17 protein-coding genes and 1 riboswitch are annotated in these 23791 nt (G+C 69.5%); of the genes, 12 read left to right on the top strand and 5 right to left on the bottom strand.

Annotation, left to right across the window (positions count from 1 at the left end; all coding sequences use genetic code 11):
- Window positions 1-43: 43 nt before the first annotated feature.
- Together AC1RIF_RS07190 and AC1RIF_RS07185 are read left to right on the top strand one after the other, a co-directional pair.
- Window positions 44-1015 (top strand): helix-turn-helix transcriptional regulator, encoded by a 972-nt coding sequence (locus AC1RIF_RS07190; protein WP_492600666.1) that lies wholly within the window; start codon window positions 44-46, stop codon window positions 1013-1015.
- A gap of 297 nt (window positions 1016-1312) precedes the next feature.
- Complete coding sequence (locus tag AC1RIF_RS07185) at window positions 1313-1504, top strand: hypothetical protein (RefSeq protein ID WP_492600665.1); 192 nt, start codon at window positions 1313-1315, stop codon at window positions 1502-1504.
- A gap of 22 nt (window positions 1505-1526) precedes the next feature.
- On the opposite strand, the gene mtr is transcribed toward AC1RIF_RS07185, so the two are convergent.
- The gene (gene mtr / locus AC1RIF_RS07180) at window positions 1527-2933 is read right to left on the bottom strand and encodes a mycothione reductase (RefSeq protein ID WP_492600664.1); all 1407 of its coding nucleotides are present in this window, start codon (window positions 2931-2933) and stop codon (window positions 1527-1529) included.
- Window positions 2930-3949, bottom strand: coding sequence for an alpha/beta hydrolase (locus AC1RIF_RS07175; RefSeq protein ID WP_492600663.1), 1020 nt, complete (start codon window positions 3947-3949; stop codon window positions 2930-2932). Before AC1RIF_RS07175 ends, mtr begins: the two co-directional genes overlap by 4 nt.
- A 214-nt stretch (window positions 3950-4163) precedes the next feature.
- Between AC1RIF_RS07175 and mqo the strand changes: the two genes are divergently transcribed.
- The 9 genes from mqo to AC1RIF_RS07130 all read left to right on the top strand — a co-directional run bounded on the left by mqo (window position 4164) and on the right by AC1RIF_RS07130 (window position 17065).
- A complete protein-coding gene (gene mqo / locus AC1RIF_RS07170) occupies window positions 4164-5699 on the top strand; it encodes a malate dehydrogenase (quinone) (protein WP_492600662.1) in 1536 nt (511 codons plus the stop codon).
- 68 nt (window positions 5700-5767) lie between these two features.
- Window positions 5768-5864, top strand: a riboswitch (adenosylcobalamin-variant (AdoCbl-variant) riboswitch).
- Between the two features lie 51 nt (window positions 5865-5915).
- The gene (locus AC1RIF_RS07165; protein ID WP_492600661.1) at window positions 5916-7853 is read left to right on the top strand and encodes a magnesium chelatase subunit D family protein; all 1938 of its coding nucleotides are present in this window, start codon (window positions 5916-5918) and stop codon (window positions 7851-7853) included.
- Between the two features lie 37 nt (window positions 7854-7890).
- On the top strand, window positions 7891-8505 hold the full coding sequence (gene cobO / locus AC1RIF_RS07160; protein ID WP_492600660.1) for a cob(I)yrinic acid a,c-diamide adenosyltransferase: 615 nt from the start codon (window positions 7891-7893) through the stop codon (window positions 8503-8505).
- Between the two features lie 13 nt (window positions 8506-8518).
- Window positions 8519-9898: a cobyrinic acid a,c-diamide synthase CobB gene (locus tag AC1RIF_RS07155; protein ID WP_492600659.1), complete on the top strand. Its 1380-nt coding sequence runs from the start codon at window positions 8519-8521 to the stop codon at window positions 9896-9898.
- Window positions 9891-10259 carry a cobalamin biosynthesis protein gene (locus AC1RIF_RS07150; protein ID WP_492600658.1) on the top strand — a complete coding sequence of 123 codons (369 nt, stop codon included), beginning with the start codon at window positions 9891-9893 and terminating at the stop codon, window positions 10257-10259. Before AC1RIF_RS07155 ends, AC1RIF_RS07150 begins: the two co-directional genes overlap by 8 nt.
- Window positions 10260-10306: 47 nt before the next feature.
- A complete protein-coding gene (cobA, locus tag AC1RIF_RS07145; protein WP_492600657.1) occupies window positions 10307-11533 on the top strand; it encodes a uroporphyrinogen-III C-methyltransferase in 1227 nt (408 codons plus the stop codon).
- An 86-nt stretch (window positions 11534-11619) separates the two neighbouring features.
- The gene (locus AC1RIF_RS07140) at window positions 11620-13023 is read left to right on the top strand and encodes an MFS transporter (RefSeq protein ID WP_492600800.1); all 1404 of its coding nucleotides are present in this window, start codon (window positions 11620-11622) and stop codon (window positions 13021-13023) included.
- A gap of 115 nt (window positions 13024-13138) precedes the next feature.
- Complete coding sequence (locus tag AC1RIF_RS07135; RefSeq protein WP_492600656.1) at window positions 13139-14536, top strand: 3' terminal RNA ribose 2'-O-methyltransferase Hen1; 1398 nt, start codon at window positions 13139-13141, stop codon at window positions 14534-14536.
- The gene (locus tag AC1RIF_RS07130) at window positions 14537-17065 is read left to right on the top strand and encodes a polynucleotide kinase-phosphatase (RefSeq protein WP_492600655.1); all 2529 of its coding nucleotides are present in this window, start codon (window positions 14537-14539) and stop codon (window positions 17063-17065) included.
- Window positions 17066-17075: 10 nt separating this feature from the next.
- Here AC1RIF_RS07130 and yaaA read toward each other — a convergent pair whose 3' ends face one another.
- The 3 genes from yaaA to AC1RIF_RS07115 all read right to left on the bottom strand — a co-directional run bounded on the left by yaaA (window position 17076) and on the right by AC1RIF_RS07115 (window position 21664).
- The gene (yaaA, locus tag AC1RIF_RS07125) at window positions 17076-17819 is read right to left on the bottom strand and encodes a peroxide stress protein YaaA (protein ID WP_492600654.1); all 744 of its coding nucleotides are present in this window, start codon (window positions 17817-17819) and stop codon (window positions 17076-17078) included.
- A gap of 157 nt (window positions 17820-17976) precedes the next feature.
- Window positions 17977-19332, bottom strand: a complete 1356-nt coding sequence (locus AC1RIF_RS07120; RefSeq protein ID WP_492600653.1) for a hypothetical protein — start codon at window positions 19330-19332, stop codon at window positions 17977-17979.
- Between the two features lie 190 nt (window positions 19333-19522).
- Window positions 19523-21664, bottom strand: a complete 2142-nt coding sequence (locus AC1RIF_RS07115; RefSeq protein WP_492600652.1) for a hypothetical protein — start codon at window positions 21662-21664, stop codon at window positions 19523-19525.
- Window positions 21665-21973: 309 nt separating this feature from the next.
- On the opposite strand from AC1RIF_RS07115, the gene AC1RIF_RS07110 reads away from it, so the two are divergent.
- On the top strand, window positions 21974-23719 hold the full coding sequence (locus AC1RIF_RS07110; protein WP_492600651.1) for a proline--tRNA ligase: 1746 nt from the start codon (window positions 21974-21976) through the stop codon (window positions 23717-23719).
- Window positions 23720-23791 lie beyond the last annotated feature (72 nt).

Here is a 23791-nt window from a genome sequence, read left to right as displayed (position 1 = left end):
TAGCGGCCGGTTTCTGTCCGCCACTTGGTCTACTTTCGACGACATGTCGACGGCCACTTCGCGATCGCTTCTGCTGCTGTCGCTGCTGCAGGCGCGCAGGGACTGGCCCGGTCACCTGCTGGCCGAGAAACTCGAGGTCAGCTCGCGCACGGTGCGACGGGACGTGGATCGGTTGCGGGAGTTGGGGTACCGGATCGTCGCGCTGAAGGGGCCGGAGGGTGGGTACCGGTTGGAGGCCGGGTCGGATCTGCCGCCGCTCATGTTCGACGACGAGCAGGCGATTGCGATCGCGGTTGCTCTGCAGACCGTGTCAGCGAGTGGAACCGCGGTCACCGAGGCCTCCGAGCGGGCGTTGGCGACCGTGCGCCAGGTCCTGCCGTCGAGGCTGCGTCACCGTATCGACTCGCTGCGAATCACGGCGCTCGCGACGGCGGATGCTGCCGCCGCGGAAGTCGACCCGGACGTGCTCGTGAGTCTGACCGACGCCGTTTCGGAACGGAGTGTCCTGCGGTTCGACTACACCGCTGCCACCGGAGGCGTCGAGCGGCGTCGGGTCGAACCCCACCACGTCGTGACGGTATCGGGGCGTTGGTATCTGGTGGGTTGGGACCTCGACAAGGACGATTGGCGGATCTTCCGCGCGGACCGTGTCGACCCGCGCGTCCCGACCGGCCCGGGATTCGCTCCGCGACCGTTGCCGGCAGCAGACGTGGAAGCGTACGTCGCCGCGCGGTTCACCGGGGCCTCGGGAACGGAAGGGTGGCCGTACACCGGCGAGGTGATCCTCGGTCGATCCGCCGCGGAGATCGCTCCGTTCGTCGATGCAGGAGCGGTCGAGGACCTCGGCGGGGGACGATGCCGCGTCGTCTGCGGATCCTGGTCCTGGGAGTCGCTGGCCGCGTCGATCGGCCGGTTCGACGCCGATATCGAGGTGGTGGAACCGCTCGCTCTGCGCGCCGCGTTCGCGACCCTGGCCCGTCGCTTCGCGGACGCCGCACGGGGCACCTCCGGGTAGAGCGAGGTGTCGCGGCAGGCGAGCCGCCGCTGTCTCGTAACGTCGTCGGCGACGAGGGGAGAGGCGGGCACATGCTGAACGCGATTCGAGCGGGGTGGCTTCTGCTGGCGTGGATCTGCGCCGGGCTGGGAGTTCTGGCCGCGACGAGTTCGATGATGTCGATCACATCGTGCGAGTTGGGGTTTCCCGACGCGGGGGTCATCCGGTACCGAGTGCGAGGAATCGATCGCGCGGTACTACGGACCGCCGATCGTCGCCGCACTCGCGGTCCCGGCGGTGCTGTGTCTGCTTCCCGCCGTGGTCTTTCGGCGCCGGGTCGCGGGACTCGTCACCGCCGTCCTCGTCCTGGGCTCCTTCGGCACGTACTTCGCGTCCGCACCGCTCTTCGTTTTCGGGTACTTCATCCCGGCCGCACCGGTGGCGGTGGTGCTGGTGGGATGGCACGCGTGGCTGCCCGACCCCGTCGAACAACGCTCGCCGATCGGGTGATCGGCGAGCGTCGAGGAATCGTTCAGATGTCGAGGCCGAGCAGGGCGTTCTCGACCACCTCGGGCATCGCCGGGTGGATCCAGTACTGGCCCGTGGCCATGTCCTGCGCCGACAGGCCGAAGCTCATCGCCTGGATCAGCGGCTGGATCACGGTCGGGGCCTGCGCGCCGATCACGTGGGCGCCGAGCAGACGGCCGGTGCCGCGCTCGGCGATCACCTTGCAGAAGCCCTCGTCGTCCTCCATCGCCCAGCCGTACGCGACGTCGCCGTAGTTCTGCACCTTGACGGTGATGTCGAGACCGGCCTCGCGGGCCTGCTCCTCGGTCATGCCGACGTCGGCGATCTGCGGGTCGGTGAACACCGCGGCGGGCACGAACCGGTGGTCCGTGCGGCGCAGCCGTGAGATCGAGTGGACCGCACTGTCGTTCCAGGCGTCGTGGAGCAGGTTGTGTTGGACGACGCGCATCTCGTGGTTCGCTACGTGCTTGAGCTGGTACGGCGACGACACGTCCCCGAGCGCGAACACGCCCTCAGCGGTGGTGCGCTGGAACTCGTCGACGATGACCCGTCCGGTCTCGTCGACGGCGACACCGCCGTGGGCCGCGTCGAGCCGATCCCCGTTGGGGGTGCGGCCGACCGCGACCAGCAACTCGTCGCCGGCGACGACGGTGCCGTCGGCCAGTTCGACCTCGATGCCGTTGCCGGCGGGGCGCGCGGCGACCATCGGGTTGCTCAGGTGCACGTCCCACTTGCGGTGTGCCAGTTCGGTGAACCAGTCCGAGACGTCCCGGTCCAAGTGCCGCAGCAGCCGGTCGCTGCGGCCGATGATCGACACCTGCACGCCGAGCGCCGAGAACACGTGCGCGAATTCGGCTGCGATGAAGCCGGATCCGAGGATCACCAGCCGCTCCGGCAGTTCGGGCAGCCGCATGATGTCGTCGTTGGTGTGGAACCGGACGCCGCCGTCGAGGATCTCCTGCGGGATCACCGGCCGCGACCCGGCCGCGATCACCACCTGGTCGGCCGTGATGACCGCGCCGGTTCCGGTGTCGATGGTGCGGGGACCGACGAACCGGGCGTGCCCGCGGAACACCGTCACGTTCGCGCAGTCCTCGGCGCGGTACCGCTCGCCGCCGGCCGAGATCGGATCGATCCGGCCGAACACGCGCTTGACGATGTCGTGCCAGCGCACGTCGTCCAGGGTCGCGTCGATCCCCAGCTTGGACGACTCGGTGATCGTGCGGGCGACCTCGGCCGCGTAGACGTACATCTTGGTGGGGATGCAGCCCACGTTCAGGCATGTGCCGCCGAACGTGCTCTCCTCCAGGATCGCGACCTTCATCCCGTCGTAGCGGTCGTCGAGGATCGAGTTGCCCGATCCGCTTCCGATGATCGCGAGGTCGAAGTGGGTCGTATCGGGGTGGTTCACGCGGGGGCTCCGGACTCTCGATCGGACAGGTGATGGGCATCGAGCCAGTCGAGCCACAGATCCACCTCGGTGAACGCGGCCGCGAGCGGCTTCTCGGTGGACAGGAACACGTCGTGGCGGGCTCCGTCGATCGGCACGATCGTGGTGCGGTTGCCGAGGCAGCCGGCCCACTTGGCGATCTGCTCGACGTCGAGAACCGCGTCCGCGGCGTCGACGGCGGGGTTGTAGCGGGACGCGAAAACCGTGTTCTTCGAGCGCAGGATCAGTGACGGCACTCCGATGTCGAGGCCGCGGTGCAGGTGCGCGTGGCCGCGGCGAATCGCGCGCAGCCAGCCGAAGGTGATCGGGAATCCGGTCAGCGGCTTCCAGTCGAGGTCGTACTCCCACTGGCCGTTGGCGCCCACGTGCAGGCTCGAGCCGTACGTGTCGAGCTTCTGCCCGGGAACGGGGGTCTTGCTCGACACCCGGCCCAGCGCGTCGATGGCTGCGGTCGTGCCGGCGGTGCGCAGCAGCGCCGGGCCCTGCAGGTCGAACCACGGGCTGTTGAGGATGAGACCCGCCACACCGGCGCCGGCGGAACCACCCGGTTTGCGTTCGAGCCGATCGAGCCACAGCGGGACGATCAGCCCGCCCGTGGAGTGCGCGACGAGGAGGACCTGGCCGCCGCCGATCTGCTCGCGCACCAGGCGGAGGGCCTCGTTGAGTTCGGCGTCGTACATCCGTAGGTCGGTCACGAAGTGCGGTGTCTGGCCCGGACGCCGCGAGCGCCCGCATTTGCGCAGGTCGAGCGCGAAAAAGGCGAAGCCCTGCTCGGCGAAATGCTGTGCAAGGTGCTGCTGGAAGAAGTAGTCGGTGAACCCGTGGACGTAGAGCACGGCCCGGTTCCCCGGTGCGGATGCGGGCTGGTAGCGGACCAGCGTGGCCTCGACGTCGCCCTCCCCGTCTGGATCGGTCCCCAAAGGGATTGTCAGCTGCTGGTATCCGTCGCCGAGGACGTCGGGAGCCCAAGTAGTCACGATCACACTCTATTGGGCGAACAGAGTCGTTTGCGAGGGGCACAATTGGGGGAGGTGACGCACAGGTAACCTAAGCGCCACAGGCGCGCGAATTGCGGTCTGTGCACGCGATGCCACGAGTTGACACGGTCACCGGTGACGGAAGCCGGTGAATCCGAGTGGGCGATGCGTGCGAACAGGTCGCGTGTGAACAGACAAGGAAGTCGATTCTCCAGTGTCAGAGCAGAACGTAGTGGCGAAGACCGATGTAGTGCTCGTCGGAGCGGGCATCATGAGCGCAACGCTCGGCGCGATCCTGCGTCAGGTGCAGCCGGACTGGTCGATCACCACCTTCGAACGACTCGACGCCGCTGCGGCGGAGAGCAGCGACCCGTGGAACAACGCGGGCACCGGGCACTCCGCGCTGTGTGAACTCAACTACACGCCTGCGAAGGCCGACGGCACCGTCGACATCACCAAGGCGATCAACGTCAACGAGCAGTTCCAGGTCTCCCGCCAGTTCTGGTCGCATGCCGTCGACAACGGGGTCCTCACCGATCCCAAGGAATTCGTCAACCCGATCCCGCACGTGAGCTTCGTGCACGGCGCCGACAACGTGAAGTACCTGCGCGCCCGCTACGAGGCACTCGCCGGTCACCCGCTGTTCGCCGGCATGGAGTACTCCGAGTCCGAGGACTTCTTCACCGAGCGCCTGCCGCTCATGGCCGAGGGCCGTGACTTCTCCGACCCGGTCGCGCTCAACTGGACCGAGTCCGGCACCGACGTCGACTTCGGCGCGCTCACCAAGCAGCTGCTGAACTACGTCGCATCGTCGGGCGGCACCGTCCACTTCGGTCACGAGGTCCGCAACCTCACCAAGCAGTCCGACGGCAGCTGGATCGTCAAGGTCGAGAACCTGCGCACCGGCGCCAAGAAGACCGTCAACGCCAAGTTCGTGTTCGTCGGCGCCGGCGGCGGTGCGCTGCACCTGCTGCAGAAGTCGGGCATCAAGGAGGCCAAGGGCTTCGGTGGCTTCCCGGTCAGCGGTCAGTTCCTGCGCTGCACCAACCCCGAGCTGATCGACCAGCACCGGGCCAAGGTGTACGGCAAGGCGGCAGTCGGCGCGCCCCCGATGTCGGTGCCGCACCTCGACACCCGTGTCATCAACGGCAAGCCGGGCCTGCTGTTCGGCCCCTATGCCGGCTGGTCGCCGAAGTTCCTCAAGCAGGGCAAGATCACCGACCTTCCGGGCTCGGTCAAGCCCAACAACCTGATGTCGATGCTCGGTGTCGGCCTCACCGAGCTGAGTCTGACCAAGTACCTCATCGGTGAGCTCATGCAGTCGCCCGCCGACCGCATCGGCACCCTCGGTGAGTTCGTGCCGAAGGCTGTCGGCAAGGACTGGGAGCTCATCACCGCCGGTCAGCGAGTCCAGGTGATCCGCAAGAAGGGCAAGGGCGGCGTCCTCGAATTCGGCACCGCCGTGGTCAACGCCGAGGACGGCACCATCGCCGGCCTGCTCGGTGCCTCGCCCGGCGCCTCCACCGCCGTGCCGGCCATGCTCGACGTGCTGCAGCGCTGCTTCCCGCGCGAGTTCGCGGCATGGAAGCCGAAGCTGCAGGAGATGGTCCCGTCGCTGGGCCTGAAGCTGTCCGACAACGCCGACCTGTTCCAGCAGGTCTGGGACTGGAGCACTCGTTCGCTGCAGCTCGGCGATGCCCCCACGGCCCCGGCGCACGCCGCGCCCGTGGTCGAGTCCGCATCCGTCTGACGATCGCACCACATCCACTACCGCGGCTCGGAGGAAACTCCGGGTCGCGGTAGTGTGCTGCAACAGAGAAACGTCTGCGGGGAAGACCTGTGAGAATCAGGCGCGGTCCCGCCACTGTGAGGGTGCTCGATGGGAGCGACCCGAAGCCAGAATGCCGCAACGTTTCGCACCGCCAAGCTCTCGGCGAGGAAACCGAGACGTGAAGGGATTCGATCGTTGCGTCACAGTCATGACCTGGCCGCTCACGAGCCTGCCGGCTTCCCGTTCAGTGCCGTCGTCGGACAGGACCGCCTGCGCCTGGCGCTGATCCTGTGCGCCGTCCACCCCGGAATCGGGGGTGTGCTGGTCCGCGGCGAGAAAGGCACCGCCAAGTCGACCGTCGTGCGCGCGCTCACCGCGCTGCTCCCCGAGATCGAGCACGTGGGGGAGCGTCGCCGGGCACGGCTCGTCGAACTCCCCGTCGGTGCCACCGAGGACCGCGTGGTCGGATCACTCGATCTCGAGAAGGTGCTTCGCGACGGCGAGCGGGCCTTCCAACCCGGGCTGCTCGCGGATGCGCACCAGGGCGTGCTGTACGTCGACGAGGTCAACCTCCTGCACGACCACCTGGTGGACGTGCTGCTCGACGCGGCCGCGATGGGCCGGGTCCACATCGAACGCGACGGTGTCTCCCACTCGCACCCGGCGAAGTTCGTCCTCGTCGGCACCATGAACCCCGAGGAGGGGGAGCTGCGTCCGCAGCTGCTGGACCGGTTCGGGCTCGCGGTGGACGTCGCGGCCTCCCGGGACGTCGACGTGCGGATGGAGGTGGTGCGCCGCCGCCTCGACTACGAGCGTGACCCCGATGCCTTCGCGGCCCGCTACGCCGGGCAGGACGGGGAGCTGGCCCGGCAGATCGCGCACGCCCGCGGTCGTATCGACGACATCGAACTGTCCGACGGCGAGCTGCGACGGATCGCGTCGCTGTGCGCGTCGTTCGACGTCGACGGTATGCGCGCGGACCTGGTCCTCGCCCGCACCGCCACCGCGCACGCCGCGTGGCGGGGCGCCGACGCGGTCGCCGAGGAAGACGTGCGTGTTGCCGCGGAACTTGCTCTGCCGCACCGTCGTCGGCGTGACCCCTTCGACGAGCCGGGCCTCGACCAGCAGCAGCTCGACGACGCGATGGCGGAGGCCGACTCCGACGTCAAGGCACACGACGAGCCCGAGCCCGATCCCGATCCCGACGGGCCCGGTGGCGGCGAGTCCCCGTCGGATCCAGCACCGGAGCCGCCGTCGGATCAGTCGACATCGGAAGCGCCCGAACAGGATTCGACCGATCCGGGGGCCGGTTCGGGAGCCGAGCGCAACGCCGGTGCCCCCGGCCCGCAGTTCCGGACCCGGATGCTCGAGATCCCCGGCGTCGGCGACGGCGCCCCCGGCCGGCGGTCCCGTTCCCGCTCCACCCGCGGTCGCACCGTTCGGACCACGACCGAGCCCGGGCACGGTCTGCATCTGGTGGGCACGCTGTTCGCCGCCGCCGAACACCAGACGGACCGGGGTCGGTGGGGAGGCCCGATGCGGCTGGCGCCCAGTGACATTCGGGGCGCGATCCGGGAGGGTCGCGAGGGCAATCTGGTGCTCTTCGTCGTCGACGCGTCCGGGTCGATGGCCGCGCGGGACCGGCTGTCCGCGGTGACCGGCGCGGTGGTGTCGCTGCTGCGCGACGCCTACCAGCGGCGCGACAAGGTCGCCGTGATCACCGTCCGAGGCCGTGAGGCCGAACTGGTGCTGCCGCCGACGTCGTCGGTCGATGTCGCGGTGCGTCGACTGCGGTCGATGAAGACCGGAGGCAAGTCGCCGCTCGCCGAGGGCTTCCTGCGTGCCCGCGAGGTGGTGCTGCGCGAACGCGTCCGGGATCCCAAGCGTCGCGCGCTGGTGGTGTCCCTCACCGACGGTCGTGCCACCGGTGCCGCGGACGCCGTGCGGCGGGCCAAGCGCGCCGCCGCGATGCTCGCCGACACCGGCGTCGCCTCGATCGTCGTGGATTGCGAGACCGGCATGGTCCGGCTCGGCCTGGCCGCAGAACTTGCCCGTGACCTGCGCGGCGGGTGCGTGCGGCTCGCGGAGCTCTCGGCGCAACAGGTCGCCGGCGTCGTCCGCGCCGCCGCCTGACCCGCCCGAACATCCGAGTCCGAGGAAGGGACTGCACATGCCCAAGGGCGTACCCGAGAACGTGCCCGTCGACGGGCTCACCACCCGCCAGCGCCGGAACCAACCGGTGCTCGCGGTGCACACCGGACCCGGGAAGGGGAAGTCGACCGCCGCGTTCGGTATGGCGCTGCGCGCCTGGAACCAGGGCTTCGATATCGGTGTGTTCCAGTTCGTCAAGAGCGCCAAGTGGAAGGTGGGCGAGGAGGCCGCCTTCCGGGCGCTCGGCGACCTGCACGAGAGCAGCGGCGTCGGCGGCGCCGTGCAGTGGCACAAGATGGGCGAGGGCTGGTCGTGGACCCGCAAGCAGGGTTCCGAGGAGGACCACGCGGCGGCCGCGGCCGAGGGCTGGCAGGAGATCGTCCGCCGCCTCGCCGCCGAGACGCATCGCTTCTACGTGCTCGACGAGTTCACCTACCCCCTCAAGTGGGGCTGGGTGGACACCGAGGAAGTTGTCGAGGTCTTGCGATCACGCCCCGGCAACCAGCACGTCGTCATCACCGGCCGCGACGCCCCGCAGGCGTTGATCGACGCGGCCGACCTGGTGACCGAGATGACCAAGATCAAGCATCCGATGGACGCCGGCCGCAAGGGCCAGCGCGGCATCGAGTGGTGACGATGGTGATCCGTTGAGCACTCCCGCCGTGGTGATCGCGGCGCCGGCGTCCGGCAGCGGCAAGACCACCGTCGCGACCGGCCTGGTCGGGGCGCTCCGGGCCGCCGGGAACCGGGTCGCCCCGTTCAAGGTCGGGCCCGACTACATCGATCCCGGCTACCACGCGCTCGCCGCCGGCCGGCCCGGCCGCAACCTCGACACCGTGCTGGTGGGCGCCGACCGGATCGGTCCGCTGTTCCGGCACGGCAGCGCCGACAGTGACATCGCCGTCGTCGAGGGCGTGATGGGCCTGTTCGACGGCAAGATCGACCCGGGTTCGGCGGCGCCGTCCGCCGAGGGGTCGACCGCGCAGGTGGCCGCGGCGCTGGGCGCCCCGGTGGTGCTCGTGATCGACGCCCGCGGCCACAGTCAGAGCCTCGCCGCCGTCCTGCACGGTTTCTCGACGTACGACTCGGCGGTCCGGATCGGCGGGGTGATCCTCAACAGGGTCGGCAGTGCCCGCCACGAGCAGGTGCTGCGGCAGGCTTGTGAACGGGTGGGCCTGCCGGTCCTCGGATCGGTGCCCCGGCTCGCGGAACTCGAGGTGCCGTCGCGTCATCTCGGGCTGGTGCCGGCGGTCGAGCACGGCCGGGCCGCGCTCGACGCGGTTGCCGCGATGACGGAACTGGCGGCCGAACACCTGGACCTGGATGCGATCCGAGCGCTCGCACGCTCGTCGGTCGACACGCCCGTCTGGGACCCGGCGAGCGAGGTCGGTCCCGTGGCCCCCGGGGCCCGCCCGGTGATCGCCCTGGCCGGTGGCGTCGCTTTCACGTTCGGCTACGCCGAGCATCGCGAGCTGCTCGAAGCCGCGGGCGCCGACGTGGTCACCTTCGATCCACTGCTGGACGAACTGCCCTCCGGCGCAACCGGTCTGGTGCTGCCCGGTGGATTCCCCGAGGAGCATGCCGTGGCGCTGTCGTCGAATGTGGCACTGCTGCAGCAGGTCCGCCAACTGGCCGCCGACGGCGCACCGATCCACGCCGAGTGCGCCGGGCTGCTGTACCTGGCCCGCAGCCTCGACGGTCACCCGATGGCCGGTGTGGTCGGCGTCGACGCGCGGTTCGGGTCCCGGCTCACCCTCGGATACCGCGAGGCCGTCGCACTGACCGAGTCGACGCTGTTCGCCGCCGGTACCCGCGTGACCGGCCACGAGTTCCACCGCACGTCGCTCACGACCGATACCGCCGACGGCGCCGGCCCGGCCTGGGGCTGGCGCGCGTGGGACGCGGGAGCCACCCGCGAAGGGTTCGTCGGCGGACCCGCGGGCACCGTCCACGCGTCCTATCTGCACACCCATCCCGCCGGAAACCCGGAGTCCGTGCGCCGATTCGTCGAGGCCGCGCGTGGTTGACCGCGGGTGGTGGGTCGGGGTCGGAGCCGGCAGCCGGGTGGGGGCGGCCGACATCGTCGCCGCCGTTCTCGCAGTGTGTGGTGACGAGCCGGTGCGTGCGCTGGCCACACTCGACCGGAAGACGGCGGAGGCGCCCTTCGTCGACGCCGCCGAGGTGCTCGGGGCGACGCTGGTCGGGTACAGCGCCGATCGACTCGCCGCGGTACCGGTGCCGAATCCGGCGGACGGGGTGGCCGGGGCGGTGGGCACGCCGAGCGTCGCCGAGGCCGCCGCGATCCTCGCCGCGGACGGCGGCCGTCTGGTCGTGCCCAAGCGGGCCACGAATGGCGTCACCGTCGCCGCTGCCCGTAATGTTTCGTGATCTGTCGAATGAACAACAATCCGCAATTCGAGAACAGGGAGTACGCAGTGTCTGCTGTCGCCGGTGACGAGACCAGCTACCTGGTCGGACTCAACCTGACGGACCGTCGTGTCGTGGTGGTCGGGGGCGGCACGGTCGCGCAGCGCCGACTCGGTCTGCTCATCGCGTCCGGGGCGCGTGTGCACCTCGTCAGCCGCGAGGTCACACCCGCGGTCGAGGGCATGGCCACCGCCGGACAGATCACGCTCGAGCTGCGTGACTACGTCGACGGTGACCTCGACGGCGCGTGGTACGCCATCGCGTGCACCGACGAGCCGGAGACCAACGCCGAGATCGTCGCCGAGGCCGAGCGCCGCCGCGTGTTCTGTGTGCGCGCCGACAGCGCCCGCGAGGGCACGGCCGTCACCCCGGCGACGGGAATGTTCGACGGTCTGAGCATCGGCGTCCTCGCCGGCGGCGCGCACCGCCGATCCGCCGCCGTGCGGACCGCGCTGCTCGAGGCGCTGCAGTCCGGCGCGGTCTCCGACACCGACGAGGCGCCCGCACCCGGCGTCGCGCTGGTCGGTGGGGGACCGGGCGACCCGGACCTCATCACCGTGCGTGGTCGCCGGTTGCTCGCCCGCGCCGACGTCGTCGTCGCCGACCGCCTCGCCCCGCCGGAGTTGCTGGCCGAGCTCGGCCCGCACGTCGAGGTGATCGACGCCGCGAAGATCCCGTACGGCCGCGCGATGGCCCAGGAGTCGATCAACGCGGCCCTGATCGACGGCGCGAAGGCCGGCAAGTTCGTCGTCCGGCTCAAGGGCGGCGACCCCTACGTGTTCGGCCGCGGCTACGAGGAACTCGAAGCGTGTGCCGCCGCCGGGGTCCCGGTCACCGTCGTCCCGGGCATCACGAGCGCGATCTCGGTGCCGTCGGCGGCCGGGATCCCCGTCACCCACCGTGGCGTCACGCACGAGTTCGTCGTCGTCAGTGGGCACGTCGCGCCCGACCACCCGGATTCGCTCGTCGACTGGTCCGCGCTCGCGAAGCTGCGCGGCACCATCGTGCTGCTGATGGCCGTCGAGCGGATCGAACAGTTCGCGACCGTCCTCGTCGCGGGCGGCCGGCCCGCCGACACCCCGGTCACCGTCATCCAGGAGGGCACGCTGCGCACCCAGCGGGTGCTGCGCGCCGACCTCGCGACCGTCGCGTCCCGCGTCCGGGAGGAGAACATCCGCCCGCCGGCGATCGTCGTGATCGGTCCGGTCGCCGGGTTTTCCGCCGACCCTCGGTAACGTGAACTCTTGTGTCTGACTCCACCGTCGTGAAGTACCCCGTGACCACGCGGGCGTTCGGCCTCGCGATCATCGTTCTCAGCGGCATGCAGCTGATGATGGTGCTCGACGGCACCGTCGCCTCGCTCGCGCTCGCCAAGATCCAGGAAGACCTGGGGCTCAGCGATTCCGGGCGCAACTGGGTGATCACGTCGTACGCACTCACCTACGGTGGCCTGATGCTGCTCGGCGGTCGGCTGGGCGACTCGTTCGGACGCAAACGGGTCTTCATCGGTGGCGTCGCGGTGTTCACGATCACCTCGCTGTTGTGCGGGTTGGCGGTCAACGAGGCGACACTCGTCGCCGCGCGCGCCCTCCAGGGCGTCGGCGCCGCGATCGCGTCACCGACCGCGCTCGCGCTGGTGGCCACGACGTTCGCGCCCGGGCCGGTGCGGAATCAGGCGATCGCGATCTTCGCGGCCATGACGGGTGTCGGTTCGGTCGCCGGCCTGATCGTCGGTGGCGCGCTCACCGAGGTGTCGTGGCGCTGGATCTTCCTCATCAACGTGCCGATCGGCCTGGTGATCCTGGTGTTCGCGTTCCGTGCGCTGACGGAGACCGGGGCCGAGCGGCTCAAGCTGGACGTGCCCGGAGCGGTCCTCGCGACCCTGGGCTGTGCCGCGGTCGTCTTCGGGTTCACCGAGGGCCCCGAGATGGGCTGGGGCAGTCCGCTCGTTCTGACCGGACTGATCGGCGGGATGGCCCTACTGGGCGCCTTCCTCGCGGTCGAGCGCCGCGCGGAGAATCCGCTGCTGCCGTTCTCGTTGTTCCGTGACCGCAGTCGCGTCGCGACATTCGTCTCCATCGCGCTGGTCGGCATGGTGATGTTCTCGCTCGCGCCGTTCGTCGCGCTGTTCGTCCAGGACATCCTCGGCTACACGCCGCTGCGCGCGGGCCTCGCGTTCGTGCCGTTCGCGTTCGGTCTCGGTGCCGCAGCCTTCGCCGCGTCCAAGCTCGCGGTGAAGGTCCAGGCCCGGTGGCTCGTCGTGACGGGCATGGTCATCACGTTCGTCGGCCTGCTGTACGGATCCACGCTGGACGCCGCCGCCACCTATGTCGGCAACCTGTTCCTGCTCGTGGTCGCGGTCGGCTTCGGCGTCGGCCTCGCGGTGGTGCCGCTGCCGCTGTGCGCGATCGCCGGCGTCGGCCCGCACGAGATCGGTCCGCTGGCCGCGATCGCCCAGGTCGCACAGACACTGTTCGGACCGGTGGGGCTGGCGATCGTCGGTGCGATGGCCACGTCGAAGACCCTGTCGCTCGGGGGCATCTCCGGTGTGGCCGCGCACATGACGCCGGACCAGTTGTCCGCGCTCAGCGAGGGCTACACGTTCGCGCTCCTGGGCTGCGCCATCCTCGCGTTCCTCGCGGGCGTGGCCGCGCTGTTCATCAAGTTCACGCCCAAGCAGGTGGCGCAGGCGCAGGCCGCGGAGAAGGCGGCGCAGGAGGCGTAAGGCCGCGGGTCGCCCGTGCCCGGGCCGGCGGGTTCGGGATCAATCCGGGACACACGGGTGCGCTGTGCCCGAAATGTCCTGGCTGAACGGTCCGCCGCCCCGTAACGTGCCCTCGGTGCTGCTCACACTGACTGCTACGGCCACAGACGACGTCCCGGACGCTTCGGACCTCGGCTACTTGCTGCACAAGCATCCCGATCGGGTGCAGACATTCGAGTTGTCCGTGGGCACCGCGACGGTGCTCTACCCGGAGTCGACCCGCGCGCGGTGCACCGCGGCGCTACTCCTCGACGTCGATCCCATCGAACTCGCGCGCAGCAAGTTCCGTCGCGGCAGCGACGGATTCGCGCTGGGCCAGTATGTGAACGACCGGCCGTATGCCGGGTCGTCGATGCTGGCGGTTGCCCTGTCACGGGTGTTCAAGTCGGCGGTGGCGGGTGTCTGCAAGACGCATCCGGAGCTGGTCGACGCCGCGATGCCGCTGCAGATCACGATCCCGGCGATGCCGGCCCGTGGCGGAGCAGATCTGCCCGGCCGACTGTTCGGCCCGCTCGGCTGGGACGTGACTGCGGTCCCGCTGCCCCTCGACGAGACGATTCCGCGGTGGGGCGACGCGGACTACGTGCGGCTCGAGCTGACAGGAACCACGACACTGTCGGCGGCTCTGCGTCACCTGTATGTGCTGCTGCCGGTGCTCGACGATGTCAAGCACTACTGGGTGGGCGAGGAAGAGGCGGACAAGCTGGTGCGGATGGCCGGCGATTGGCTGGCCGGGCACCCCGAGACCGGACTGATCGCGTCGCGCTACCTCGCACACCGGCGGGAGCTGGTGTCGTCCGTCGTCGATCGACTGACTGACGACGCTGCTGCAGGGCAGGACGCCGACGCGTCGCCGCCCGACCCGAGCCTCGCGCAACTGCGCCAGGACGCGGTACTGGCGACCCTCGAGAACCTGGGTGCGGCACGAGTGGTGGATCTGGGCTGCGGGGAGGGGCGACTGCTGCGGGCACTGCTGGCCCGGCCCTCGTTCACCAGGATCGTCGGCGTCGATGTCAGCGACACCGCACTCCGCAAGGCCGAGCGCAGGCTCGGCGTCGACGAGCTGCCGGACGGTCAGCGGGACCGTGTCGCGGTGCTGCAGTCCTCGGCCACGTACCGCGACGCGCGGCTTCGTGGCTTCGATGCGGTGGTGCTGATGGAGGTCGTCGAGCACGTCGACGAGTCGCGCCTGCCCGCCCTGGTGCAATCGGTCTTCGGTGACATGCGGCCGCGGGTGGTGCTGGTGACGACACCCAATGCGGAGTACAACGTGCTCTACCCGAACCTCGAGGCGGGCGCATTCCGGCATCCGGATCACCGGTTCGAATACACCCGAACACAATTCGAGACCTGGTCGGCCGACGTCGCCGCCACGCACAGCTACGACATGAGTTTCACCGGGATCGGCGAGCACGACGAGACCCACGGCGCGCCCACCCAGATGGCTGTATTCACCCGAAAGGAGGGCTCGTAGATGAGTGTCCTCGAGATTCCCGAACCGTCCTTGGTCGTGCTCGTCGGGATCAGCGGATCGGGCAAGTCTTCGTTCGCTGCTCGGCATTTCGGCCCCTACGAGGTGATCTCCAGTGATCACTGCCGGGGCCTCGTCAGCGACGACCCGAACGCGCAGGCCGCCACAGCCGACGCGTTCGAGGTGCTCGAGTTCATCGCGTCCAAGCGTCTGCGCGCGGGCAAGCTGACCGTCATCGACGCCACGAGTGTTCAACCGGCGGCGCGGAAGACACTGGTCGACCTCGCCCGCAGTCATGACGCTCTTCCCGTGGCGATCGTCCTGAACATTCCGGAGCCTGTCTGTGCCGAACGCAACGCGGCACGTGGGGAGCGAGCCTTCGATCGCGCCGTGCTGCGCCGTCAGCACCAGCAACTGAGCCGTTCGATGCGCGGGCTCTCCCGTGAGGGTTTCCGGGTCGTGCACGTGCTCGACGGCGTCGACGCCGTCGAGTCGGCCCGGATCGTCCGGCAGCCGCTGCGCAGCGACCGGCGCGACCTGACCGGACCGTTCGACGTGATCGGTGACATCCACGGTTGCCTCGGTGAGCTCGAAACACTGCTGGGCGCACTGGGATACACGGTGCTCCGCGATGATCTGGGTCGTGCGGTGGACGCGGTTCCGCCAGCCGGCCGGACCGCGGTCTTCGTGGGCGACTACGTCGACCGGGGACCCGACTCGCCCGGAGTGCTCCGGTTGGTGATGGGGATGGTCGCCGCCGGCCATGCGCTCGGCGTCCCCGGCAACCACGAGAACAAACTGGTCAAGGCGCTGCGCGGCAGGAAGGTCAGCGCCACGCACGGCCTCGAGCGCACTCTCGAGCAGCTGGCCGGCGAGACCGAAGAGTTCCGCAGACAGGTCGCGGACTTCTGCGACGGGCTGGTCGCGCACCTCGTTCTCGACGGGGGGCGGCTGGTCGTCGCGCACGCCGGGCTCAAGGAGGAATACCACAACCGGGCGTCGGGCCGCGTGCGCAGCTTCGCGCTGTACGGTGAGACCACCGGGGAGACAGACGAGTTCGGGCTTCCGGTGCGCTATCCCTGGGCCGAGGAGTATCGGGGTGAGGCAATTGTGCTCTACGGGCACACACCCGTGCCGGACGTGCGTTGGGTCAACCGCACCGCCTGCCTCGACACCGGATGCGTCTTCGGTGGCGCGCTCACCGCAATGAGATACCCGGAACGCGAAGTGGTGTCGGTGCCCGCCGAGCGGCAGTGGTACCGACCGGCGAAGCCGATGCACCAGCCCACGTCGGATCCGCACTCCCTCGACATCGACGACATCCTGCGGGTCGGGGGAGTGGAGACGTCGACTCGCGGGCGGATCTCGGTTCGTCCGGAGAACGCGGCGGGGGCGCTCGAGGTGATGAGCCGCTACGCGGTGGACCCGCGGTGGCTCACCTACCTTCCGCCGACGATGTCGCCGTGCGCGACCTCCACACTCCCGGGACTTCTCGAGCATCCTGCCGAGGCCTTCGCTGCCTATCGAAAGGCGAAGGTGGACAAGGTGATCTGTGAAGAGAAGCACATGGGTTCACGCGCTGTGGTGCTGGTGTGCCGCGATGCGTCCGTGGCCGCGGAGCGCTTCGGTGTCGGTGACGGGCTCTCGGGGATGGTGCACACCCGCACCGGCCGGCGCATGTTCGGAGAGGCGCAGACCGAGGTGCTGGTCGCCAAGGTCGCGGATGCCGTCGGGGCCGCCGGGCTGTGGGACGAACTCGGCACCGACTGGGTGCTGCTCGACACCGAACTGCTTCCCTGGTCGGCGAAGTCGGAGGCACTGCTGCGGTCGCAGTACGCGGCCGTCGGTGCGGCCGCGTCCGCGGACCTGTCCGCGCGGGCGGCGGTGCTGGATGCTGCATCCGGGCGGGGACTCGACGTCGGTGCGCTGCTCGCGCGGACCAGATCCCGCGCCGACGACGTCGAGCGTTACGTCGAGGCATACCGGCGATACGTGTGGCCGACGGACGGGCTCGACGGCGTCCGGCTCGCGCCGTTCCAGGTGCTCGCAGCCGAAGGGGCGAGCTACGGCGACCGCGACCACGGTTGGCACCTCGAGATCGCTGATCGACTCGCCGTGGTCGCGCCCACGTTGTTCACGACGACGCGGCGAACGATCGTGGACACGACGGTGCCCGAGTCGGAGGAGTCGGGCGTTGCCTGGTGGGAGGAGCTGACCGCGGCGGGCGGGGAGGGAATGGTGGTCAAGCCGTTCCACAACCAGAGCGGTGGCGGACGCGTGCAGCCGGGCATCAAGGTGCGCGGACGCGAGTACCTGCGGCTGATCTACGGCCCGCACTACACCGAGCCGGAGAACCTGGCCCGACTGCGGAATCGGAGCCTGGGCCACAAGCAATCGATGGCGTTGCGCGAGCACGCGCTCGGGATGGAGGCGATCGACCGGCTGATCAAGGCCGAGCCGCTGTGGCGGATCCACCAGGCGGTGTTCGCCGTCCTCGCGCTCGAGTCGGAGCCGGTGGACCCGCGTTTGTAGGTCGAGCGGCCTAGGTCAGGATGATCAGTTCGCCGTCGGAGGCGGTCTCGACGGTGAGACCGGCCTTCGACGCGACGCGGGCGACGCCCCTGATGTCGGTCGGCTCGGCGCGGGATACGGTCAGTGCCCGCGCGAGCAGACCCTTGTGGTGCTTGTTGAAGTGGCTCACCACTTTTCGGGAGCCGTCCGGTTGCTCGGTGAGCACGGTCGCGATGATCGCGCCGGGCGCCGGGCCCAGCTGCTGGTAGGTGCCCGAGCGCAAGTCGACCACGAGGCCGCCATCGGCCTCCGCCACAAGCGCGTCGGAGAGCTCCGGCTTCCACAGCGACTGCAGGGTGCCGAAGCCGGGCAGCTTGGATCCGCCGGACAGCCGGTACGCGGGAATCGGGTCCCCGGCCCGGACCGCACCGAACAGCGCCGAGCCCATCCCGAGCCGCCGGTACGCCTTCTCCCGCTGCACCTTCGTGAACGACTTCGCGTCGAGCGCGTCGAACAGCACGCCCGTGTAGCGCTCGAGCGCGGGGCGGGTGGGGGAGACCCACAGCTTCGCGTTGCGTTCGATCTCGTCGGCCTGCTTCGGACCCAGCCCCAGAGCCAGATTCGATGCCTCGGTGTCCGCCGACAGGTCCACGAGCGCCTGCACCAGCATCTCGCGGGTCTCGCTCAACCGCGGCATCGACAGCTCGCCCAGATCGAGCGGCGCACCCTTGCCGCCGTCGGACTTGGTTTCGGAGGGGGGAAGCAGGACAAGCACGAACGCCAACGCTACCGGGCGGCTGCGGCGCCGCCGCCCTCGGCGTGCGGATCCGGGTCGCGACTCGCCGGGTACACCGAAACAGGTCTGGCCTCCGCTCCGAAGAGCGAAGGCCAGACCTCAGTTGTTCTGCGGGTTCAGCTCAGGTGCGACGACCTCAGGCGCGACGACGCAGTGCCGTCACGGCCAGGCCGGCAGCGATGACGCCGCCGATGGCGAGCGGAGCGACCGGCAGTCCCTCACCGGCGTCGGACTGGACGCTGGCGACGTTCTGGATCTCAGGAGCATCGACCACAGCCGCGGAAACCGGTGCGGGCGCAGGCGCGGCGAAGGTGATCGGGGTCTTGGTGTCCTGGGTGCGGTCGGGCGAGCCGTGTGCGGCGACGGTGTAGATGGAGCAGGTGTTCTCGAGGCAGTTCGAGTCGCCCTTGATGGCGGTGACGTCGATGTCGGCGGTCCAGGCGCCGCCCACGATGTCGGTGGCCTTGAGCCACTTGGTGGTCATCCAGGCGGTGGAGTCGGTGGCGGAGTACTTACTGTCCTGGATGAGGCCGACGTAGATGCCGGCGCCGGCGCCGGAGAAGCCGCTGCCGGTGACGGTGATGGTCTCACCGGCCGCTGCGATGCCGGAGGTCTTGTTCGCCGTCACCGCGGGTCCGGTGGGCACGACGACCGGCGGCGCGAAGGTGACCGGCGTCGTGGTGTCCTGGCTGCGGTCGTTGGGCGTGAACCGGTCGGCGAACGTGAAGATCGAGCACGCGTTGTCGAAGCAGTTCGCGTCGCCCTTGATCGCGGTGGCCTTCAGCGTGGCGGTGAAGGCGCCGTCGACGACCTGCGCTGCCCTGATCCACCCGTACTCGTTGTAGGCACCGATGTTGGTCGTCGAGTACTTGTCGTTCTGCGCAAGCCCGAAGTAGACGCCCTGCCCCTCGCGCCCGAAGCCGGTGCCGGTGATGGTGATGTCCTCGCCGTCCGTCAGGCCGGCGGTCTTCGAGACCGTCACGGCCGGGCCGGCCGGTGCGACCGGCGCTGCGAAGGTGATCGGTGTCTTGGTGTCCTGGGTGCGGTCGGCGGAGCCGTGGGCCATGACGGTGTAGATGGAGCATGCGTTGGCGAGGCAGTCCGCGCCGCCCTGGACCGCCTTGATGTTGAGCGTGGTGCTCCAGGTGCCGCCGACGATCGAGTTCGGCACGATGAAGGTCTGCGCGCCCCATGCGCTCGCGTCGGTGCTGGACCACTCGTTGTCCTGGATGACGCCGACGTAGAGGCCGGTGCCGGCGGCGGCGCCGTCGAAGCCGGTGCCGGAGATCGTGATGTCCTCACCGGCGGTGGCGATATCCGTGGTCTTCGAAGCAGTCAGCTGCGGTGTTGGGGCCTCGGGTCCCGGGTCGCTGGAGCCGAGGCTTGCGAGCGAGCCGAACGGGCTGGTCTGCGCTGCTGCGACGCCCAGCGGCAGCGTGCAGGCGACCGTGGCGGCAACCGCCACGATCGCGGACTTGGTGAACGCGCGCATGTTCCTACTTTCTGATGTGGGTCCGCCGAGACGGCGAAATATTAGGTAAAGCTAGCCTTAGTTCGATCTTCGGTAAAGGGGCAACCGGAAGCAGATCTACGGCGGAGAGCGGGCTCATGTTCCCAGTTCAGGGCATGTTTCGGTGAGGGGCGTCCAGATTGGATGCCCCTCACCGAAACGGGGGTTGGTGCTAGGTGCGGCGGCGCAGGGCGAACGTGGCGGCCACTGCGATTCCGGCTCCGACGAGCCCGCCGATGATCAGCGGAACGATCCAAGCAGTGCCGTCGGTGAACGCGTCGGAGAGATTGCGGATCGCCGAGGACGCCGTGTTCGAGCTGTCCGCCGACGACGCGCCGCCGTCGCTCGGGCCACCGTCGGCTGCTGCCAGTGCCGCGTCCTCGGCCTTGTCGGCGTTCGGTGCATTCGGATCGTCGCCGAAGCTGACAGGGGTCTGCGTGTCCTGGCTGCGGTCACTCGAGCCGTGCGCGGCGATCGTGTAGATCGAGCACGCGTTCTTGGTGCAATCCGAGTCGCCCTTCACCGCCTGCACCTTCATAGTGGTCGACCACGCGCCGTCCGTGATCCGGCTCGGCGTGATGAACGCCGTGGTCATCCAGGCGCCGGCGTCGGTGGTGGAGAACTTGTTCTCCTGGATCAGGCCGACGTAGATGCCGGGCTGCGCACCTGAGAAGCCGGTGCCCGAGATGGTGATCTCGTCGCCCTCGACCTTCAGCCCCTTGGCCTTCGACAGCGTCACGGCCACGGTCTTCGCGGCGCCGGGAGCGCCGGCGGCATTCAGCACGGGGGGTGCGGTGACGGTGCCCGGTGCGACGCCGCCGACGAAGCTCACCGGTGTCTTGGTGTCCTGGCTGCGGTCCGAGGAGCCGTGGGCCATGACGGTGTAGATCGAGCACGCATTCTTGATGCAGTCGAATGCACCCTGGGTGGCGACGAGTTCCACGGGGAGCGACCAGTTGCCGCCGGAGATCTGCTCCGGCTTGATGAACGCGGACGTCATCCACACCGACGCGTCGGCGGCGGAGAACACGTTGTCCTGCACGAGGCCGACGTAGAGACCGGGCGCGGCGCCGGAGAAGCCGGAACCGGAGACCGTGACCGTCTCACCGGACGGGTTGATGTCGCTCGCCTTCGACAGCGACACCGACAGGTTGCCGTTGGCCGTGAACGTGGTGCCGGGCGCGGCACCCGCGGCGCCGGGACCGCCGGTGGCTCCGCCTGCTCCGGTTCCGCCTCCGCCGCCGCCGGTGACCGGCGGTGCGGTGCCGACGAAGCTGATCGGGGTCTTGGTGTCCTGGCTGCGGTCGCTCGAGCCGTGCGCGGCGAGCGTGTAGAGGGCACACGCGTTGGCGATGCAGTCGCCACCGGGGAATGCGCCGAGGACGTCGATCTTGGTCGAGAAGGACCCGCCCGGCATGTCGGACGGCTTGATGAACTTCGTGCCGTAGAAGACCGAGGCGTCGGTGGACGAGTACCGGTTCGTCTGAGCGATGCCGACGTAGATGCCCATGCCGGTAGTGGAGAACCCGCTGCCGCGGACGGTGATTGTGTCACCGGCGGCATCGAGTCCGCTGGTCTTGCTCGCATTGACCCTGGGGCCGCTGCCCGTGACCGGTGGCGTCGTCGGCTTGGTGGTCGCGGTCGGCGGCGTCGTGGTCGTCGTCGGTGGCTTGGTGGTGGTCGTCGGCTTGGTGGTCGTCGTCGGGGGCACCGTGGTGGTGGTCGTGGGCGGTGCGGTGGTGGTGGTCGGCGGTGCCGTCGTGGTGGTCGGTGTGACCGCCGCAAACTTCACCGGGGTCTGGGTGTCCTGGGTGCGGTCGGGCGAGCCGTGCGCGGCGACGGTGTAAATGGAGCAGGCGTTCTCGGTGCAGTCCGAGTCGCCCTTGGCGGCCACGACCTCGACGCCGATGCTCCAGGCGCCACCCTTGATGTCGGCTGCCTTGATCCACGCCGTTGTCATCCATGCGTTGGCATCGGTAGCCGAGTACTTGTCGTCCTGGACGAGCCCGACGTAGATGCCGGCGCCGCCGCCGGAGAATCCGGTGCCCGAGACAGTGATGGTGTCACGGTCCTTCAGGCCGGTCTTCTTCGAGACGGTCGTGACCGGAGTGCTGTCGGCGGCCCTGACCACCGGGTTGCCGGCAGCGGTCGTGCCGGCGACAGTCGTGACCGGGGGAGTGCTGGCGACAGTCGTGATCGGAGTCGGGTCGACGGTCGTGACCGGGGTGCTGGAATCGGCTCGAGCGGCAGAGTCGCTGCCGCCTGTGGTTTCGGGGGCGGCAATGGCGATGCCCACCGGCGTCGTCAATGCCATAGCGACCGCTATGGTCGCGAACGCAGCCCTGCTGAACGCGCGCATCTTCCTTCTTCCTGGTCACAGCCGCGATCCGCGGCACCATCGAGCGAACAGACCTCGGGTGAGGTTAGCCTATGTTCGCCGAGGCGAGCCTAAGCTACATCACTTTTCGTGGTTTTTGGACAAAGTCGGGATTTCGCCTCGTGCTCGTCGCCGTCGGATCTCGGCTCACCGTCGAGCGGAACCGGGTCGGGGCAGCGTGTCCGGTGTTCTCTGCCTGTCCCCTGGGACGGGCTGAACCGGAACAACCGACTACGCTGGTGCCTCGTGATCACCCGCATGTCGCACCTGTTCCTCCGTACCCTCCGCGACGACCCGGCCGACGCCGAGGTCGCCAGCCACAAGCTGCTGGTCCGCGCCGGCTACGTGCGGCGCATCGCGCCCGGCGTGTACTCGTGGCTGCCACTGGGTCTGCGGGTGCTGCGCGAGGTGGAGCGCGTGGTCCGTGAGGAGATGAACGCGATGGGTGCGCAGGAGATCCTGCTGCCCGCGCTGCTGCCGCGTGAGCCCTACGAGACGTCGAACCGCTGGACCGAGTACGGCGCAAGCCTTTTCCGCCTCGAGGACCGCAAGGGCAACGACTACATGCTCGGCCCCACCCACGAGGAGCTCTTCGCGCTCACCGTGAAGGGTGAGTACAACTCGTACAAGGACTTCCCGGTCACGCTGTACCAGGTGCAGACCAAGTACCGCGACGAGGAGCGTCCCCGCGCGGGCATCCTGCGTGGCCGCGAGTTCGTGATGAAGGATTCGTACTCGTTCGACCTCACCGACGAGGGTTTGAAGGCGTCCTACCAGGCGCACCGCGACACCTACGAGCGGATCCTCGCCCGCCTCGGCGTCAAGTACGTCATCGTGTCCGCCACGTCGGGCGCGATGGGCGGTAGCGCGTCGGAGGAGTTCCTGGCCGAGAGTGAGATCGGCGAGGACACCTACGTCCGCTGCCTCGAGTCCGGCTACGCCGCGAACGTCGAAGCCGTCAAGACGCTCGCCCCCGCGCCGATCCCGTTCGACGGGCTGCCGGCCGCCGAGGTGCGCGACACCCCCGCCACCGAGACCATCGACACCCTCGTCGAGTGGGCCAACGGCGCCGACCTGGGCAAGACCGTGACCGCCGCGGACACGCTGAAGAACATCATGGTGAAGACCCGGGTGCCCGGCGGCGAGTGGGAGCTGCTCGCGATCGGTATCCCCGGCGACCGCGAGGTCGACGAGAAGCGCCTCGAGGCCGCGCTCGAGCCCGCCGAGTACGTGCTCATCACCGAGACCGACTTCAAGAACAACCCGTTCCTCGTCAAGGGCTACATCGGCCCGAAGGCGCTGCAGGAGAACGGTGTCCGCTACCTCGTCGACCCGCGCGTCGTGGACGGCACCAGCTGGATCACCGGCGCCGACGAGGAGGGCAAGCACTACGTGGGCCTGGTCGCCGGCCGCGACTTCACCCCGGACGGCACCATCGAGGCCGCCGAGGTGCGCGACGGCGATCCGTCGCCCGACGGCGCCGGTGCGCTGGTCGCCGCCCGTGGCATCGAGGTCGGTCACGTGTTTCAGCTGGGCCGCAAGTACACCGACGTGTTCAACGTCGATGTGCTCGGCGAGAACGGCAAGCCGGTGCGCCCCACCATGGGTTCGTACGGCATCGGCGTCTCGCGTCTCGTCGCGGTCATCGCCGAGCAGCACCACGACGACAAGGGGCTGCGCTGGCCGGCCGAGGTCACCCCGTTCGACGTGCACCTGGTGATCGCGAACAAGGACGACGCCGCCCGCGAGGGCGCCGAGGCCCTGGCGGCCGAGCTGGACAAGGCCCGCGTCGAGGTCCTGTTCGACGACCGCAAGGCGTCGCCGGGCGTGAAGTTCAAGGACTCCGAGCTGATCGGTATCCCGCTGGTCGTGGTCGTGGGCCGCGGCTTCGCCGAGGGCAACGTGGAACTGCGTAACCGCTTCACCGGGGAATCCCGCGAGGTCCCCGTCGAGGGTGCGCTCGCGGAGATCCTCACCGCGATCCGCGGCTGACCGAGCCGCCTCGCGGCGGCGTAGATGCCATCGTCGCCCACAGTGGCGGGCCCCCCCCCCCAGGGGGGGGGG

The sequence above is a fragment of the Prescottella sp. GW823-FHT02E09 genome (genome assembly GCF_058797375.1).
This window is presented reverse-complemented; position numbering and strand designations above follow the sequence as displayed.